The sequence below is a fragment of the Mesorhizobium sp. W067 genome, assembly GCF_054719525.1.
The window spans coordinates 5,414,426-5,431,481 of the sequence record NZ_JBTTII010000001.1 but is presented as its reverse complement, the minus strand read 5'-3'; the positions used below and the strand labels follow the sequence as shown (position 1 = coordinate 5,431,481).

General features: G+C 62.2%; 15 protein-coding genes. 6 read left to right on the top strand and 9 right to left on the bottom strand.

Features of this window, described 5'->3' with window-relative positions:
• Positions 1–210 precede the first annotated feature (210 nt).
• The 9 genes from ACYG97_RS26500 to ACYG97_RS26460 form a co-directional block, all read right to left on the bottom strand.
• On the bottom strand, positions 211–1,674 hold the full coding sequence (locus tag ACYG97_RS26500) for a lipopolysaccharide biosynthesis protein (RefSeq protein WP_023684224.1): 1,464 nt from the start codon (positions 1,672–1,674) through the stop codon (positions 211–213).
• Positions 1,671–2,840, bottom strand: a complete 1,170-nt coding sequence (locus ACYG97_RS26495; protein ID WP_023732544.1) for a glycosyltransferase — start codon at positions 2,838–2,840, stop codon at positions 1,671–1,673. The genes ACYG97_RS26500 and ACYG97_RS26495 overlap by 4 nt, the downstream gene beginning before the upstream one ends.
• 221 nt (positions 2,841–3,061) lie before the next feature.
• Positions 3,062–4,303, bottom strand: coding sequence for a glycosyltransferase (locus ACYG97_RS26490; RefSeq protein ID WP_023732545.1), 1,242 nt, complete (start codon positions 4,301–4,303; stop codon positions 3,062–3,064).
• A gap of 223 nt (positions 4,304–4,526) precedes the next feature.
• Positions 4,527–5,606: a glycosyltransferase gene (locus ACYG97_RS26485; protein ID WP_023668804.1), complete on the bottom strand. Its 1,080-nt coding sequence runs from the start codon at positions 5,604–5,606 to the stop codon at positions 4,527–4,529.
• Between the two features lie 31 nt (positions 5,607–5,637).
• Positions 5,638–6,969: a UDP-glucose dehydrogenase family protein gene (locus ACYG97_RS26480; protein ID WP_023732546.1), complete on the bottom strand. Its 1,332-nt coding sequence runs from the start codon at positions 6,967–6,969 to the stop codon at positions 5,638–5,640.
• A 55-nt stretch (positions 6,970–7,024) separates the two neighbouring features.
• Positions 7,025–7,924: an endo-1,3-1,4-beta-glycanase ExoK gene (gene exoK / locus ACYG97_RS26475; protein WP_023668806.1), complete on the bottom strand. Its 900-nt coding sequence runs from the start codon at positions 7,922–7,924 to the stop codon at positions 7,025–7,027.
• A gap of 121 nt (positions 7,925–8,045) precedes the next feature.
• Complete coding sequence (locus ACYG97_RS26470; protein ID WP_023668807.1) at positions 8,046–8,441, bottom strand: cytochrome P450 family protein; 396 nt, start codon at positions 8,439–8,441, stop codon at positions 8,046–8,048.
• 127 nt (positions 8,442–8,568) lie between these two features.
• Entirely contained in the window at positions 8,569–9,591 is a 1,023-nt protein-coding gene (locus tag ACYG97_RS26465; RefSeq protein ID WP_023703574.1) for a glycosyltransferase family 2 protein, read from the bottom strand.
• Between the two features lie 142 nt (positions 9,592–9,733).
• A complete protein-coding gene (locus ACYG97_RS26460) occupies positions 9,734–10,858 on the bottom strand; it encodes a nucleotidyltransferase family protein (RefSeq protein ID WP_023732547.1) in 1,125 nt (374 codons plus the stop codon).
• A 478-nt stretch (positions 10,859–11,336) separates the two neighbouring features.
• Between ACYG97_RS26460 and ACYG97_RS26455 the strand changes: the two genes are divergently transcribed.
• The 6 genes from ACYG97_RS26455 to ACYG97_RS26430 all read left to right on the top strand — a co-directional run bounded on the left by ACYG97_RS26455 (position 11,337) and on the right by ACYG97_RS26430 (position 17,050).
• Positions 11,337–11,489 carry a lasso RiPP family leader peptide-containing protein gene (locus ACYG97_RS26455; protein WP_023684233.1) on the top strand — a complete coding sequence of 51 codons (153 nt, stop codon included), beginning with the start codon at positions 11,337–11,339 and terminating at the stop codon, positions 11,487–11,489.
• Positions 11,490–11,651: 162 nt separating this feature from the next.
• Positions 11,652–11,921 carry a PqqD family protein gene (locus ACYG97_RS26450; protein WP_245259933.1) on the top strand — a complete coding sequence of 90 codons (270 nt, stop codon included), beginning with the start codon at positions 11,652–11,654 and terminating at the stop codon, positions 11,919–11,921.
• A gap of 25 nt (positions 11,922–11,946) precedes the next feature.
• Positions 11,947–12,321 (top strand): lasso peptide biosynthesis B2 protein, encoded by a 375-nt coding sequence (locus ACYG97_RS26445; RefSeq protein WP_023702339.1) that lies wholly within the window; start codon positions 11,947–11,949, stop codon positions 12,319–12,321.
• 3 nt (positions 12,322–12,324) lie between these two features.
• Entirely contained in the window at positions 12,325–14,241 is a 1,917-nt protein-coding gene (locus tag ACYG97_RS26440) for a lasso peptide isopeptide bond-forming cyclase (protein ID WP_023732549.1), read from the top strand.
• A complete protein-coding gene (locus ACYG97_RS26435) occupies positions 14,241–15,209 on the top strand; it encodes a phosphoenolpyruvate carboxykinase (ATP) (RefSeq protein ID WP_023732550.1) in 969 nt (322 codons plus the stop codon). Before ACYG97_RS26440 ends, ACYG97_RS26435 begins: the two co-directional genes overlap by 1 nt.
• Positions 15,210–15,214: 5 nt before the next feature.
• Positions 15,215–17,050, top strand: coding sequence for an ABC transporter ATP-binding protein (locus ACYG97_RS26430; RefSeq protein WP_023732551.1), 1,836 nt, complete (start codon positions 15,215–15,217; stop codon positions 17,048–17,050).
• Positions 17,051–17,056: the final 6 nt, after the last annotated feature.

Genomic DNA, 17,056 nt, shown 5'->3' with positions numbered 1-17,056 from the left:
TTCAAAACCAAGGAAGTGGCCAAGCGAATCGGTGTCGACGATGTGCTGCTCGACATCGACACCGTGACGCCCGAAGAGGCGCGCGAAAAGCTCGGCCGGTTTGCGGGAGATCTCGACCGCTATCGCAAGACAAGCCTTCAGGCCGTGCTCGAAGAACATGCTTCGGCAATGTCGGCCACAAACCTGCTGGCGCCGCTGATCGCCGGCCGCTCAGCGGATATTGCGCGCGGCGTTGGACAGGGTGGTGAACAAAGCGCGTCGCGACTGCGGGACGGCAAGCATGAAAACGAGACCGATGCCGTAGTTGAGGGCAAGCGCCAAAAAGACCGCGAGCAGGTCTGACTGGCCCGTTAGAGACGCCGGCAACCACAGGTACAGGAACCAGGCAAGCAGGGACGAGGCGATGAAAAGCCCCTGCATGAGCAGGAAGTCGGCGGCGGTCACCGGACCGACGCGATGGACCAGGAGCGCCAGCACGGGAACGCGCAGCACGTAACCGCTGATGGCATAGGCCGCGGCAACGCCGACGGCGCCCCAGTGCAGGCCAACGACGAAGGCAGCGACGGTCGTCAGCGACGAATAGATGCCCCAATGGAACATGGTCTTCGTCTTGCCCTGACAGATGAATATCCATCCCGTCGTGCTTGAAACGGACTGGACCAGGCTGGCGATGCCCAGCCAGGCAAAGATCGGTGCGACCGGTGCCCAGCCCGCGCCGAAGAGAAGTCCGACGATCTGATTGGAGGTCAGCGTCAGCGCCGCGATGCCCGGCATGGTAACGGCCGCCAGCATCCAGTTGGTGCGCACATAGATATCGCGAAAGCGGGCCTTGTCATCGTGGATGCGGCTGAGCAGCGGCACCATAACCCGTGTCAGCGGCTGGTTGATGTTCTGCAGCGGGAACAACAGGAGCTTGTAGGCGCGGTCGTAATAGCCGAGTTCGATCGCACCGGAATATTTTCCGATGAGAATGTTGTCGAGATTGCGCGAGAAGAAGTTGGCGAGGTTGAAGCCGGTCAGGTTGGCGCCGAACGACAATATATCGGCATCGACCTTCAGGTCCGGCCGCAAAGGCGTCCAACGCGCCACCAGCCAGGCGGCAGCCAGGGCGATAGCTGCCGAAACCGCCGGGCCGATGACCAGCGACCAGTAGCCCAACCCCGCATAGGCCGCGATTGCGGCGGCCAGAAGTCCGGCGGCGGCGCTTATCACGTCGTTCAGTGCGAGCTGGCCGAACTGCAGGTGCCGGTTCATCAACGCCAGCGGCACTGCGGCGAGACTGCCGAGAAGCAGCGGCAGGGCGGAGCCAAGGGTGATGCCGGACATACGTTGATCGCCATAGAACGCGGCGATGGCAGGCGCCAGGCCGGCCACTACCACGGCACTACCCAGCCCGACGAGCGCGCTGATCCAGAACACCTGGTTGAGCTGCTGGTTGCTGATGTCCTTGCGCTGAACCACAGCCTGCTGCAGGCCCAGATTCTGAAGCAGCCCGACGAAGGCCACGATCGGCCCGACGGAAGCCACCAGACCGAAATCCTCGGGGACGAGCAGACGGGCCAGCACGATGACGGAGAGAAACTGGATCGCCATCTTGAAGCCCTGGGCGCCGATGGTTACCAGCCCGCCGCGCAGGGCGACACGACCGAACTGGGGGGGCGGATTGGCGTTCATGCAAGCGACCTCGTTTCGCCAAGCCGCATGGCGATTTCCACGAAATGTTGGTTCAGCAGATCGGAGTTGAACTCGGCCTCGATCTTCTTGCGCGCCGCGAGAGCGATCTCTTCACACGGCTTCGGATTCTCGGCGATCCATGCAAGCTTTCCGGTCAGCGCCGCAACGTCCCGCTCAGCCACGAGAAAACCCGTCTTGTGATCATCGATCAGTTCAGGGATCCCGGAATGATATGTGCTGACCACCGTCAGGCCGGCGGCCATCGCTTCCATCAGCGAAACCGGAATGCCTTCCAGATCGCCATCGCGGGCGCCGACGCTGGGCAGCAGGAACACATGCGCATCGCGCAGACGCTGTTTGACTTCGCTGTGCGGCCGGGGCCCAAGAAAATTCACCCTGTCGGCAATGCCGAGCTCTGCGGCGATCCCCTTCAGCTGCTCGAGAAGTTCTCCGCCGCCGATCACCGAGTAGATCCAGTCTCGCCGCGGCAGGCCAGCAAGCGCGCGAAGCGCATATTCGATGCCCTTCTTTTCAGTCAGGCGGCAGACCGAGATGAAAGAGAGCGTAGCCTGCTCCCATGAACGCCACCGATAGTCGATGTCACTCGGCCGCACCCCCATATGGTGAACCACAACCTGCTCCGGCGATGCACCGACCTCAATCAAGGCATCGCGGAAAAACGCATTCACCGGCAGTTGAAGAACGCCCTTTTCGAACACAATCTTGTAGCGCGCGAGCGTATTGTCATGCAGCGGTTCGCCGACATCACGGCCGTGAAATATCGTCACCAGGGGAGCGGAAATCCTCCCGCGCTTGATGGCGCGGGCCACGCGCATGCCGTTGTTGCCGAAATGGGCAACGATGACGTCGGCGCCCTGCAGTTTTCGCACATGAGCAATGTCGATGGCGGTCGAGAGCTTGTCCCAGAACCTGCCGGACCACTTCCTGAGCAGCGGGCGATAGCGACCCAGGCCACCCCACCAGCATACGACCTTTCCTGGCAGCGCCTGCCAGCGCGGATCATCGATGTTGCTGTCCCTGCCGAAGGACGTCTCGTTGCAGACGACGCCGACTTCCATGCCGCGCTCAAGGCATCCGGCTATCTGGTCGAGAACAAAGGTTTCGGACAATGAGGGGAACTTGTCGACTACGAAGCAAATCTTCATCGGCAGGATGCGCTCGTGCGGAGAGCCGGTGTGCCCTTGACAAAAGCCGGGCCGAAAACAGGGTGCCGGAGGCACAAGACATGCAGCATGGAACTCTACCGCTGTTGGCCCACCCGCAGGGACGTTAGTATAGGTCTTGCTGCACTGCAACATTTTTGGTGCAGTGTAGCAAGATTTCCCTCGGCTTGGCGTGTCTGCCGATCAAACGCAGAGCAGCAGTGTCAGCCGGCAGATGAAGGATCCGCCAAGCCCTCGGAAACCCCGACATGACCGGCAGGTTCATGCGCAGGGCTCGATGTGGCCAGTTGGGTAACGATCTGCGCAAAACGTTCATTCAGAACATCTGCGTTGAAGTCGTCCTCGACTTTGCGGCGTGCGGCAAGCGCGATACGCTCGCATTCGGTCGGGTGCTCCCCGGCCCAGGCAAGCTTGCCGGCAAGCGCTGAAATATCTCGCTCGGGCGCAAGCAACCCCGTCTCCCCATCCTTGATGAGCTCCGGGATTCCCGAATGATACGTGCTGACCGCAATCAATCCGGCGGCCATGGCCTCCATGAGCGCGACCGGAATGCCTTCCATATCCCCGTCGCTGGCAGTGATACTTGGCAGCAAAAAGAGATGAGCCATGCGAAGCCGTCTTTTCACCTCTGCGTGAGGGAGGCTGCCGAGGAATGTTACGCGACCAGCCAAGCCCAGCTCTACGGCCAGCTTCTCCAGATTCATCCGCAGAGGACCGTCGCCAACAATGTCGTAACGCCAGTCTAGCTGCGGCTGGGAGGCGTTGAGGGAGGCCAAGGCTCGCAAGGCGAACTCGACGCCTTTCTTTTCGACCAGGCGGCAAACCGTCGTCACGACCAGTTGGGTGCCTTCCCACGATTCCCAGCGATAGCCGATTTCGCGGGCGTCAATTCCCATATGGTGGACCGTCGTGCTCGCCTGCGACAGGCCGGCTTCCAGCAGCATCGTGCGGAAGTAATCGTTGACGGGCAGGTTCAGGGTCCCATGCTTGATCAGCCCGGCATATTGTGTCGCGAGCACTGCCTGCCGCGCCGGGATCGCCACGTCCGCGCCGTGAAAGATGGTTATGATCGGTGGTTTGAGCACCTTCCATTTCTTCAGTGCGGCTGCTCTCTCGCCGTTCTGTCCGAAGTGGGCGACAATCACCTCGCAGCGGTTCAGGCGGCGTGCAAAGGCGATGTCGAGAACGGTCGAGGCCTTGTATCGCAGACGCGGCGGCAGACGCTGTACAAATTTGCTGATTACAGCGGCCCATCGCCACCAATGTCGGGTTCTGGCGAGCAGCGTCGCCATCGGCTCGCTTTGCCGGTCAATTCGGTGGTCACCTTGCATCTTTTCGCAGACCACTTCGACCTGAAAGCCCCGCGCCAGCAGCCCAGCCATCTGGTCCACGACGAAGGTTTCCGAAAGCAGAGGGAATTCGCCGACGACAAAGCCCACGCGCATGACCCGCCCATAAGGTTGGGGCTTGCTCGGACCAAGCGGTCCATATCGCACAAGCCCTAATGTAGACAGGCAGAATACACGTTGATTGCTGCAGTGCCACAAAATATTGCACTGCAGCAATTAAAAGTGATCCGGACGGGCGCACGACGCCTGGACCTGGCTAACGGGAACTTTGCGCGACCACGGTCGTGCAGCGTCTCAGCTGAAATGCAACACGACGCGTTTAGGCTGCGCGCTCCAAACCGACACGTCTTGCGCGGTCGAGAACGCCCATGAACGTTGCGAACTGGCTGTCGGGGTTCATTTGCCGCCGCTCCGAAAACTGACGTGCTGTCGCTGACAGCCGCTTGTACTCGGCCTCATCGCTCCACAGCCGCCTGATCGTTGCGACCCAGTCGGCGAGCGGGGCGTCGTAGTCCAGTACCACGCCGCCGGCGCCGATCGCTTCCGGCAGACCGCCGCGCCGCGAGCCGACCACGGGAATGCCACTACAATGCGCTTCCGAGGCCACCCGGCCCCAGGCTTCTTCCCATTTGCTGGGCGCAAGCAGGATTTTCGTGCGGCCGTAGACCGTCTTCATGTCGCTGGTGCGGCTTTCCAGCTTGACGTTCTGGAGGGGAGAGATTGTTGCTTCGATCCGGGCTCGATGATCGTCGTCGAGCTTCCAGCTTTCGACGAACAGGAACGGGATCTCGGGACAGGCGGCGGCAATGCGCACCGCAAGATCGAAGCCTTTTTCCTCATATGGATTGATGAGCGTGACAAATTCACCGGTCGTCGGTGTGCTGTAGAACGCGGGATTGATGGTCGGCGGAATAACCGTCGAATCGATATCGAATTTTGCCTTATAGGCGCGCGCGGTGAACTCGGAGTTGGCGATATAGACCGCCGAATGGAGCTCACGCAGATCGCCGGCCAATTCGTCGAATTCGACATTCCTCAGATAGACGGTCAGCGGCACGCCAAGCCTCTGCAGCTCTCTGCCGATCGGCACCGAATTGTGGCACTGCACGACCGCGACATCCGGCCTCAACTTTTTGACGGCGAAGTCGGCCGCTTCCCAGGGGAACCACGCCCGTACAACCGGATAGCCCGGGAAATTGTCGATGACCGCGCGCTGACGAAGGAGCTTCATCTTGGCGCGCGCCCTGAAGCCGAACATGCCGTCGCCGAACAGGGCTGCCAGAACGGATGCCTCGTGACCGTTTTCGCGCAATTGCTCGACCAGGTGGTGGGTGCTCGACTGGACGCCCCCGCTGAATTGCGGCGTGTAGCCGGTGCCGCCTGCAAACAGAACTTTCATGAACCTGGCTCCGCGTTGTGCCGCCCTGCCTTCACGCCGCCATCCTGCCGATCGAGAAATACTCGATGCCGTGACGGGCGATGACCTTGGGATCATAGAGGTTACGGCCATCGAAGATGACCGGCGTGGTCAGGGCATCCTTCACCGCGTCGAAGGACGGGGCGCGGAAACTCTTCCATTCGGTGGCGATCAGCAACGCGTCGGCGCCGCGCAGTGCCGCCTCCTTGGTGCCGCACAACAAAAGGTCGTCGCGCAGGCCGTAGATGGCCTGGCATTCCTGCATCGCCTCGGGGTCGTAGGCCTGCACATTGGCGCCGGCCTGCCACAGCGCCTCCATCAGGACGCGCGCCGGCGCCTCGCGCATGTCGTCGGTGTTGGGCTTGAAGGCGAGGCCCCAGAGCGCGAAGGTCTTGCCCTTGAGACTGCCCTTGAAATAACGGTGCACCTTGTCGAACAGCACCGACTTCTGGGCATTGTTGCGCTCCTCCACGGCGCGCAGCAGCTTGGCGTCGAACTTGACACCTTCGGCGGTCTTGATCAGCGCGCGGACATCCTTGGGAAAGCACGAACCGCCATAGCCGAGGCCGGGATAGATGAAGTGGTAGCCGATGCGCGGATCCGAGCCGATGCCCTTGCGTACCTCCTCGATGTCGGCGCCGAGCTGCTCGGCCAAATTGGCCATTTCGTTCATGAAGGAGATCTTGGTCGCCAGCATGCAGTTGGCGGCGTACTTCGTGAATTCGGCGCTGCGCACGTCCATCATGATCATCTTCTCGTGGTTGCGGTTGAACGGCGCGTAGAGCTCCCGCATCACCGCCTCGGTGCCCTCGCTGTTGGTGCCGATAATGATGCGGTCAGGCTTCATGCAGTCGGCGACGGCGGAACCCTCCTTGAGGAACTCAGGATTGGAAGCGACGTCGAAAGCCAGGTCCTGGCGCCCGCGCGCCTTCAGCGTCGCGGCGATTTTGGCCTTCACCTTTTCGCAGGTGCCGACCGGCACGGTCGACTTGCCGACGACGATCTTGGGACCGTCCATCTCGCGGCCGATGGTCTCGGCCACCGCCAGCACATATTTGAGGTCGGCCGAACCATCTTCGCCGGGTGGCGTGCCGACCGCAATCATCTGGATCTCGCCATGCTTGACGCCGGCGGCGGCATCGGTGGTGAACTTGATGCGGCCGGCGGCGTGGTTCTCCTTGACCAGGGCCTCCAGTCCCGGTTCGAAAATCGGCACCAGGCCCTGGTTGAGCCGCTCGACCTTCTTTTCATCGACATCGACGCACACCACCTGGTGCCCGACCTCCGCCAGCACCGCGGCCTGCACGAGACCGACATAGCCAATTCCAAAGACCGTCAAATTCATTCGGGTTAATTCCTGTTCACGCCCTTTGGCCTTATATAGCCGGGCCGGTTCAGATCTACTTTATGCTGCTTACACTGCATGCCAGCGATTCCGGAAACTGGCACGGCTGGCCGAGCGCGGTGAAGGCGACGCGCTGCACCTGCATCGTCACCTGGCGGCCGGGGTCCGAAAAGGCGCCCATCCAGTTTTTCAGCGTGTCGCTGCCCCAGAGGCTGAAGAATATCTTCTGCGAGTGGGTCGGCAATTGCTCGGGATTGGTCACTTCCTGGACCAGCTTGCCGTTGACGTACCAGCGCAGCCGGTCCTTTTCCCAGATAAAGGCATAGTCGTTGAAGCCCTTGTCGGCGCCGCCTTCGACCTCGGCCAGCTTCTCGTTCTTGGGCTTGCCGGCGATGTAGCTGTTGACCTGCACCTTGGATGTATCCTTGGTCAGCACCTCGAAGTCGATCTCATACCAGGGCTGTTTGTCGGCAGGGCCGATATAGGTGAAGAAAGCGGCGTTGAGACCGGATCCGGTGTCGGTCTTCATCCGTGCTTCATAGGTCCCATAGCCGAAGCGCTGCTTGGTCTGGATCTCGGCGCAGGCGAACTCGCGGTCCTTCAGTTTGCGCTTTTCGAAGCCGAGCGTCAGCATGTTGTCGGAAAATTTTACCAGGCTTTTCGACCAGGTGCAGTTCTGGTGATTGCCGTTCGACCAACCGTCGGAGACATACCAGCGCGAACGATCGAAACTCTTGAAATCGTCGACGAAGGACGGTGCGCTTTGCATCTCCGGGGAGGCGTCCTGGGCGCGGGAGGGGTGGGCGGCGCCGAGCAGAGCTGCGGCTGCCGCCAACAGAAGCGCACCAACGGATAGAAGACGCGTTGGGTTTACAAGACGCATTGGCCGATTTGGCCGCGTCGAAATCATGGCATCGATTGCCGCCATGGGCGTCGTCTTCGGATCTGCGTTCATATCAATTCACCTTTGTGCTGTTCCGCCCCAACCCAAAGTCACCGATTGGCCCACATTGCTAACGGGCCGATCCCGATCCTCCGTCCCCGAACTTTCTCTTCTGTGTCTCGTGTGACCGTGTTCAGCCGAAGCGACCTGCGGGTTTGACATATTCCCCGTGCGAATCAGAACTCTGGCCATCCTCGCCGACGATCGCGTCGAGTGAATGACGCAGTTCCTTCATCCGGCTCGTCTGGCGCACCAGCTCGGCGATGCGCTGTTCGCAGTTCAGGATGGACTTCGTCAGCTCGCCGACTTCCGACAGCTTGCGTGCCGACGCCGAGCCGTTCTCCATCGACTCGACCAGGAAGGCCGCGTTGGTGGACTTCGACCGGTAGCGGGCCTCCAACCCGGTCTTCTCGGCCGCAATCTCGGCCGTGATCTGATCCAACAGCTTTGCCAGACGGTCGAAACGCGCCAGATCGGTCTGCTTGTCGCGCGCTGGGTCCCTGGACCTGAAGCCGAAAATTGAAGCCATCCGGTTGGCCTTCCAAAATTGCTGCACCGCAACATACAGTGCCATCGTCGGGGCGTGTAGGCAACCTCCGAGTTTCAGAAAGGCAATTTTTTCAGCCTTGCGGCCGCCGTCCCGGACTTGGCGGAGCCTACTTTTGCGCCGCCGTGTTGGTAGCGGCCATGAGGAAGCGCAAAGGCGGCACCGGCTGCTGCCGCGGGGACAGACCGGCGTGGCGAAACAACGCATCGAGCTTGTCGGCGGCCACGCCGACAACGATGGGAATGAAGTTCGACTGGCTGGCCAGCGCATAGGCGGCGGCAGACGCCATGCCGCGCTCGGCCTTCACATCGAGGAAATTGCGCAGCCGGTATTTGTCACGCACATGCCGCTCGTGCTTGCGCAGCAGGGCCTTGGAGCCTTCCGGCAGGCTGTCGATCTCGAGCAGTGCCAGATCCGCATCGGCGAGGCGCTTCAGATCCTGTGTCTTGTGGCGCCCGCTCAACGAATCGGCGCGCACGATCGCGCCATAGCCGCAGGAACGGATGACCTTGAAGCGTGCGCCAAGGGCAAAGGCGCGAGCGTAGAGTTCGTAATCTTCGCCGAGACGCAGGTTCTCGTCGTAACGCAGCCCATGCCTGTCGAGGAAAGCTCTTGATATCACCGGCTTGAGAAAGCCGAGTTCGCCGCGCTGGACACGCCGTCTGGAGATGTTGCCCTCGATGAATCGCTCGAAGTCGAGGAATTCCGGGTCCGCCGAAAAGGACGGGGCGACGATCTTCGAGACATCGGTCGCCGTATCGTCACGGATCAGCATGATGTTGTCGGCGGCGAAATCCCAGTCGGCGCTGGCAAACAGCTGGCGAAACCGTCCCTGAAGGAAGAAATCGTCGGCGTCGAGAATGCTGATGAAAGGTGATTTCGACCCGGCAATGGCGGTATTGCGGGCGAAGGACGGGCCGCGATTGGCGTCGAGCCGGATGACCGAAAGCCGGCCGCTGCCATCATCGGCAGCGCTGGCCACCTTTGCGGTGTCATCGGTGGAGGCGTCGTCGACGACGACGACTTCCGCCACCTCCGGCTCGCGCAGCGCCGAGGCGATGGCTGCGGGAATGGTCCGGGCCGCGTTGCGCGCCGCGATGATCACGCAGACCCGGGATTCTGTCATGGACATAGGGTGGCCTTTCGATTGCATAAAGTGTCGCGAGGCCCCTCGCGCTCCCGGCGCGCGGCGCCGGACCCCGATCCATCCCCCGATCCATCCCCAGCGGATCGGGACGGAACGTTATCTGCCTGCTGCATGACGACCCTCATCGTCACCGGCTTTCCCGCTCGAAAATCCGCCGGCTGAGGTCGGCTGACGCGGCCCAGCCGGCCTCGGTCAGGTAGCGGACAGGTTCGCGGCCGCACAATTCCCACAAAACGGTGCGCCGTTGCGGCCATCTGAGCGACGACAGCCACGGCGCGATGACCATGTGGAACAGGTCTTCATTGCCGATGCGTGACAGGATCCTGGTGGCCCGATCCGACAGCAGCGTGCCGGCGCCACCAAGCAGCACATCGGCGGCGCGCAGGCCCAGCAGCAGGGTGTCAGCCAGCCCCTGCTCGGCCGCGTAGTCGAGCACAGTCTGCTGCTCGGCCTCGCTCAGCCGACTGGCAGCGGCCCGGACATCGCAGACATAGCCCGCGCATGGCTCGCGGTTGAACAGCGCCTTTGCGACACTGATGCAGGACAGAAGCAAAGTGTCGGAGGCCGAGATGAACGGCACGCTGGAGCCGGCGATCGCAAGCGCGCGCTTGCGGCGCAGGAACCCTTCCGTATCGCGCGGGCTGGGCGATCCCGGCTGCTGGAGCCGGTAATGGAGATCGACGGTGGACAATTTCCGACCTTGGCTGCGAACCATGTGCTGCTCGCCCAGAAAGCGCACCCACCAGACGGAGCGGGACTTGCCGGCGACCTCGTAGCCGATCGAGCGCAGCGCATCGCGAGCCCTAAAGAAGCCGGCCGGCGACACCAATATGTCGACATCTCCGGACGGCTTCATGAAATGGTCGCCATAGAGCAGTTGCTGCTGGAGGGGCCCCTTCAGGAACACGAAATCGATGCCGCTGCCGCGCAGCGCCTTGTCGATGGCCATCGAATCCATGATGCCGGACGAGTTCATCGCAATCGTGCGCCGGCGATAAGTGTCGAGCCACTCGAGCAATCCCGGCGGCGTCTCGCCCGCCGGTGGGCGCGACAGCGCCTTCAGCATGAAGGTGGCGACCTTGTTCAGCCTGGCGATGTCGCAAACATCGGCAACGGAGATGGCCGGTGCAGGCGCGGCGCTGGGGCTCGCCCCGGAGGCGAAGAACAGCCGCAGGCACGCCTGCACATAGGCCACTTCGTCGGCGCAGCCAGCGGCGCGCAACCTTTCGAAGGTCCCTTCCTGCAAGGCCATCTGCTGCAGCATCTCCGCAAAAAATTCGCCAGGCGCGTTATATTGCAAGTGCGAAGCAAAGCATCGCCAAATTCATGCGCCGCGTCCAGTTTTTCCTTTGGCGCCAATTTCCTGCAACCTGAACGTTTCGCAACACAGTCCTAGATGCAAGGCGCCGCCTGATCGGGGCTTGTGACGGGTACGTCAGCAACAATTTTGTGGGAATGCGCCAGCGCCCAAGTGAGGAGCATTCGAAGGAAAATTTAACGTAATTAAATCAGATACTTAGTTGATGGCCTCGGACACTCTGCTGAATTCTCCTGGGATGTGAAAATGCAAAGCGCTTTGATCACCATTGAAGGGAGTCGCAACCGAGAATTGATTAACGGCTGGTAAATCAGGCTTGACTCATAAATGCTGCCATGCAGCTATTGCGGTGCAGCAATAGCTCGCTGCCGGCAATCGACAGGCCGCTTCCAGTCCACAAGTGGAGAGTAAATTGGAACAGAATGTTGAAAAGCATGAGTACGAAACCCCTAGCCTGACGGTCCACGGCTCGATCGAGACCATCACGCAAGGCGGTAGCGGTACTACGGCACTCGACGCCTCGTTTCCGGCACATACGCCGGTCGGCGAACTCACCTTCTCCTGAGTATTCTCTCGTTGGGGTGACAAAGTCCGGACTCTGCAAACAGAGCGCACTAAGGAGAGTCGGGGGTCAAACCCCGGCTCTCGCGTCTTTGTCCGGAATTGCCGAAGCGTTGGTTGTGAGCGAGGTTTAGGAATGGACTGGAACCCCACGGACCATGATCGGATGAGCGCGAGCAAGGATGCCGTGGCCTGCGAATTCGGCAACGGCCTGGCGCTGCTCGATATGAGGTCCAACATCTATTACAGCCTGAACAGCGTCGGCGCCTATATCTGGGAGCTGATCCAGGAGCCGCGGCCGATTTCCGAAATCCGCAGCGCCGTGCTGGATCGCTACAATGTCGATCCGGAACGCTGCAAGGCCGATGTCGATGGATTGTTGAAGGGCTTGGCGGACGCCGGGCTTGCGAGGCTCCATGATGAGGAACTTGTCTAGAGCTTTCTCACTTAGCGGGCCGGAGATGCTCTTTCTCGCCCACTGCCTTGCGGTGGTCGTGGCGGTGCGGCTGGGGCTGACGCTGCTTTCCTACAACAAAGTGCGCCGCATGGTGACCCGGCTCGACGCGCGCGAACCAGCCGACATCGGCGATCTCAGGCGTGTCGCCTGGGGCGTGGCTGCGGCTGCCCGCCTGGTGCCTGGCGCAAGCTGTCTGACCCAAGCGCTTTCCGGCCAATATTTGCTTGCCCGCCAGGGCAACGCCTCAAAAATCCGCATCGGCATCGAGCGCGATACCGGCACCGAGTTGAAGGCGCATGCCTGGCTGGTCAGCGGCGACCATATCGTGCTCGGCGGCTCGCTTGGCGGGTTTAACCATCTCGTCGACCACGGCCAGTGAGCGATGAGCGGCGTCGCCGGAATTCTGCTGAGGCAGGAAGGCAGGCAGGCCGCCGCGGCCGACATCCAGCGCATGCTTGCCCGCATGCAGCATCGCGCGCCTGACGGCAGTTCGTGGTGGATCGACGAGGGCGTCGTTCTTGGCCACGCCTGGCTCAACACCACCGATGAAGCCGGCCCCGGCCCGCTGACCATGGCCGGCGGCAAGCTCGCAATCACCGCGGATTGCCGGCTGGACAACCGCGACGAACTCTTGGCCAGGCTCGGCATCCGGGACAATTCGGTTGCCGACGCCGTGCTTGTGATGCGCGCCTATCTGCGCTGGGGCGAAGCCTGTCCCGAATATCTGCAGGGCGACTTCGCCTTTGCCATCTGGGACGCCGAGCGCCAGAAGCTGTTTTGCGTGCGCGATCATTTCGGCGTCAAACCCTTCTACTACCATTCGAGCGACCGGCGTTTCGTCTTTGCTTCCGAGATCGGGCCGATCCTCGATGTCGGCGGCGTCGACATGCGCATCAGCGAACACCAGATTTCCGGCTTCCTCGCCGGGCTGCCCGACGATCCGCAATCGACTGCCTATGCCGATATCTTCCGCCTGCCGGCGCGCCATAGCCTGACGGTGACCGGGAACCAGGTGGTGTTGCGCCGCTACTGGCAGATCGAACCGTCGCCAAGACCGATGCGGGCGGACACGGCCGAGGAATTCCGCCATCTGTTCTCGCAATCGGTCCGCAACCGCATGCGCGGCACGCCTGCGGTCGGGGCGATGCTGAGCGGAGGCCTCGATTCCTCCTCGATCGCCTGCGTGGCGGGCCTGCAGAATGCCGCCCAGCAAAGACCGAGGCTGCCGACCTTCTCGCTGGTGTTCGAAAAGGGCTCGCCGATGGATGAGCGTCCGTTCATCGAGGCAGTGCTTGGACAGGAGAAGGTCGACGGCACTTTGATTTCCGTCGGCAACTACGCGCCCTTCGCCGAGTTCGAACGCATTCTGGAAGAGCAGGAGGAAACGTTCCTGGCCCCCGGCCTGTCGCTGACCCGCGACATCTACAGGACCGCCGGCGCCAAGGGCATGAAGGTTCTGCTCGACGGCCATGGCGGCGACGAGGTGGTTTCGCAGGGCCACGGCCATCTGCACGAACTCGCCGATGCCGGCAAATGGATGGAGCTGTGGCGCGAGCTGCGCAGCGCCTCCAACACCTATGGCGACGGCATGCTCGGCCTCTACTACCAGTTCCTTACCCTTTACGGGCCGGCCTGGCGCATCGCGAGAATCAAGCGGTTCGCGAACCGCGTGCTTGGCAAATTGCGGCGCCATCCAACTGGGCGGCCGGCGACGAGCTGGCGCGGCCTGATCAATCCGGACCTGGCGATGCGCACCGACCTCGTCGAGCGCTTTCGCCGGGCCGGCTACATGTCGCCCGCGGTCAGCGCCAGCGAGACCTTGACCCATCGCTGGCTGCTGTCGAACGGCATGGTGCCGCACGCCTTCGAGGTACTCGACAAGGCGGCGGCGAATTTCGGCGTCGAGCCGCGCTACCCCTTCTGGGACAAGCCTCTGGTCGAGTTCTGCCTGGCACTGCCCGGCGCGGAAAAGCTGAACCAGGGCTTTGGCCGCTCGGTGTTGCGCCGTGCCATGGAAGGAATTTTGCCCCCGGCGGTGCAGTGGCGGCGCGACAAGATCGATTTCACCTCCAATTTGGTCAAAGGCATGCTCGGCAATCACCGCGATCTCCTGGACAAGGTGCTGGTGAAAGATGCGGCGCGGATCGCCCCTTACGTCAACCTGCCTGAGGTGACCGCCGCCTATGGCCGCATCGCGCGGCAACCGGACGAAGCCACCCTGCCCGATGTCCAGTATGTCTGGCGTTCGATTTCGCTATCGTTGTGGCTGCGGCAGGTGCAACAGCGCGGGAGCCACTGATGATGCCGGCCAACATGCCTCTTGCCGCTGATGACCGCCATGCAATTGCTGCTCGCGCACAGCACTTCTACAAAGCCTATGGGCTGACGATCGCTTCGCAGGTCGAACTGCCTGAGCTAGAGCCGAGCGAACCAGCTTGCGTCGATGTGCTGATCACGGTCGGCCCGATCGACCTGCCAAAACCCTCGCCCGAGACCGGAACCGCTTTCCGTTTCGAGCCGCGGCAGCAATATTTGGCATGGCAGACGGTCGGCGCCTTCCTGATCACCGATGCCTGCCGCATCGAGGTGGAGCCGGCGCCCGATGTCGACGATGCGCTGCTGGCGTTTCCGCTGCTCGGTCCGGTCATGGCACTGCTCCTGCACCAGCGCGGCCTGCTTATCCTGCACGCCAGCGCCATTGCGGTCGGCGGCAAGAGCGCTGTCTTCATGGGCGACAAGGGCGCCGGCAAATCGACGACGGCGAGCGCGATGATCCGTGCCGGGCATCGATTGCTGACCGACGATGTCGTGGCGCTCGATCTCACGGACCGGCCGATGATCGTTCCGGGTTTTCCGCAGTTGAAGCTCGCCGCCGATGCCGCCGCCGCGTTTCCCATCCGCCAGGCAGAGATACGCCCGCAGGTGCATGCGGCGATCGACAAGATGCAGCACCGCCTGCACGCCGGATTTGCGGCAGACGCGGTGCCGGCGACCCGGATCTATATCCTCGAGCGCAACGACAAGGCAGCGATCACGCCGCTGCCAGGCATCGGCGCCCTGCCGGCAATCATCAAATTTTCCTATGTGACGCGTTTCGGCCGTCCAGCCCTGGTCGGCGATTTTGCCACGACACATCTTCGCCAATGCGCCGCCCTGGCCAGCCAGATCGGCGTCTGTCGCCTCGAAGTGCCCACCGGGCTCGACCGTATCGGCGAAGCCGTCGCCCTGATCGAAAACGATCTGGCGGCCGACAAAGGGCCGCGGTGACTGACATGTCCGCATCGCAGATCCTGCGCTTTTCGTTTTACCGCGATGTCGCCGGCTTCGGCGCCGCCATGGCCCGGATCGGCGGGCGCAGGACCTTCACGGCATTGCTGTTCCTGATCCTGGGAAGCCTGACCGAAGGCATCTCGATCCTGCTTCTGGTGCCGCTGCTGCATCTGGTCGGGCGACCCGAGCAGAATTTCGCGGTCAGGTTGCCTGACCGCGACTGGGTGCGCTGGCTGGCTCCGGACGGAACGCTGCAATTGACCACGGTGCTTTGCCTGCTGGTCGGGCTTGTCGCGCTGCAGGCAGCGTTCAACCGCTATAAATCCGTCTACATGGCGCGGCTGCTGCTCGACTTCATCAATCGCCTGCGCATGAACCTGTTCGAGAGCATCGGCAAGGCGCGGTGGGGGATATTCGCGCGCATGCGCAGCTCGGATCTCGACCATGCGCTGACCGGCGATATCGACCGCGTGCAGTCGGCGGCGTTCTCGCTGCTGATGCTGGTGCAGATCGCCGTGCTTTTGGCGGGTTATCTCGTTGTCTCGCTGTTCATTTCGCCAGTGATGACGGCGTTTGCCATTGTCGTCGGCATCGTCACCTTCCTGGCGCTGCAGCCGTTTCGGGCACGAGCCAGCGCCTTCGGCCGGGTTTTGACCAGCAATCGCCAGGAGCAGTACCGAACGGTCTCGGAGTTCCTCGGCGGCATCAAGGTGGCCAAGAGCCTGAATGTCGAGGCGACCTATTACGCACAGCTTCGCTCGACGCTGGGGAAGATGAAGGCCGACAACATCAACTACGTCCGCAACAGTACCATCGGCACCGCTCTGTTCCAGGTCGCCAGCGTCATTGGTCTGAGCTTGTTCATCTATGTCGCCCTGATCCGCTTCAACCTCTCACTGGCCGAGATCGTTGTGCTGCTTCTGGTGTTCATGCGCATTGCGCCGCGTTTCATGGACATGCAGATGCAGGCGCAGCAGGTGCTGATCAACCTGCCGGCCTATGCCTCGATGCGCGACATGCAGGCGCGTTTCGATGCCGAACGCGAGCCGGCAAACCTCGAATCGGATGCCAAGCTGTCGCTCGATGTCGGGCTCAACATCCGCAACGTCTCCTTTGCCTATGAGGCCGGCGGCAAGCCGGTGGTGAGCGATGTGACGTTTGGCCTTCCCGCCGGCAAGGTAACGGCGCTGATCGGTCCGTCAGGATCGGGCAAGAGCACGCTTGCCGACATGCTGCTTGGCCTGCTCGAACCGAGCGAGGGCAAGATCCTGGCCGATGGCGTCGAGATCGGCGCGGCCAATCGCCGGCGCTGGCGCGACCAGGTGGCGTATGTGCCGCAAGACGTGTTCCTGCTGCACGATACGATCGCCGCCAATCTGCGCCTTGCCGCGCCGCAAGCCAGTGACGCGGAGCTGTGGACTGCACTGCGCGCTGCGCATGGCGCCGACTTCGTCGAGCGGCTGGAGTTGCGGCTCGACACGGTGGTCGGCGACCGCGGCGTCCGGCTCTCGGGCGGCGAACGCCAGCGCATCGCGCTGGCGCGCGCGCTGCTGCGCAAACCTTCGCTGCTCATTCTCGACGAGGCGACCAGCGCGCTCGACTGGCAGAACCAGTCCCTGATCGCCAAATCGATCGACGGCTTGCGCGGATCGATGACGATCCTGACCATTGCGCACAGGCCATCGATGATCGCCTTCGCCGACTGGGTGGTTGCAGTCGAAAACGGGCGAATCGTCGAAGTCGGGCAATATCAGAGGTTGAAAGCGAAGGCCGGCAGCCGCCTGTCGAAAATGCTTTCAGGCGAGCAATCGGAACCCGAGCCGGCCGAAGCAGGCTGAGTCCGG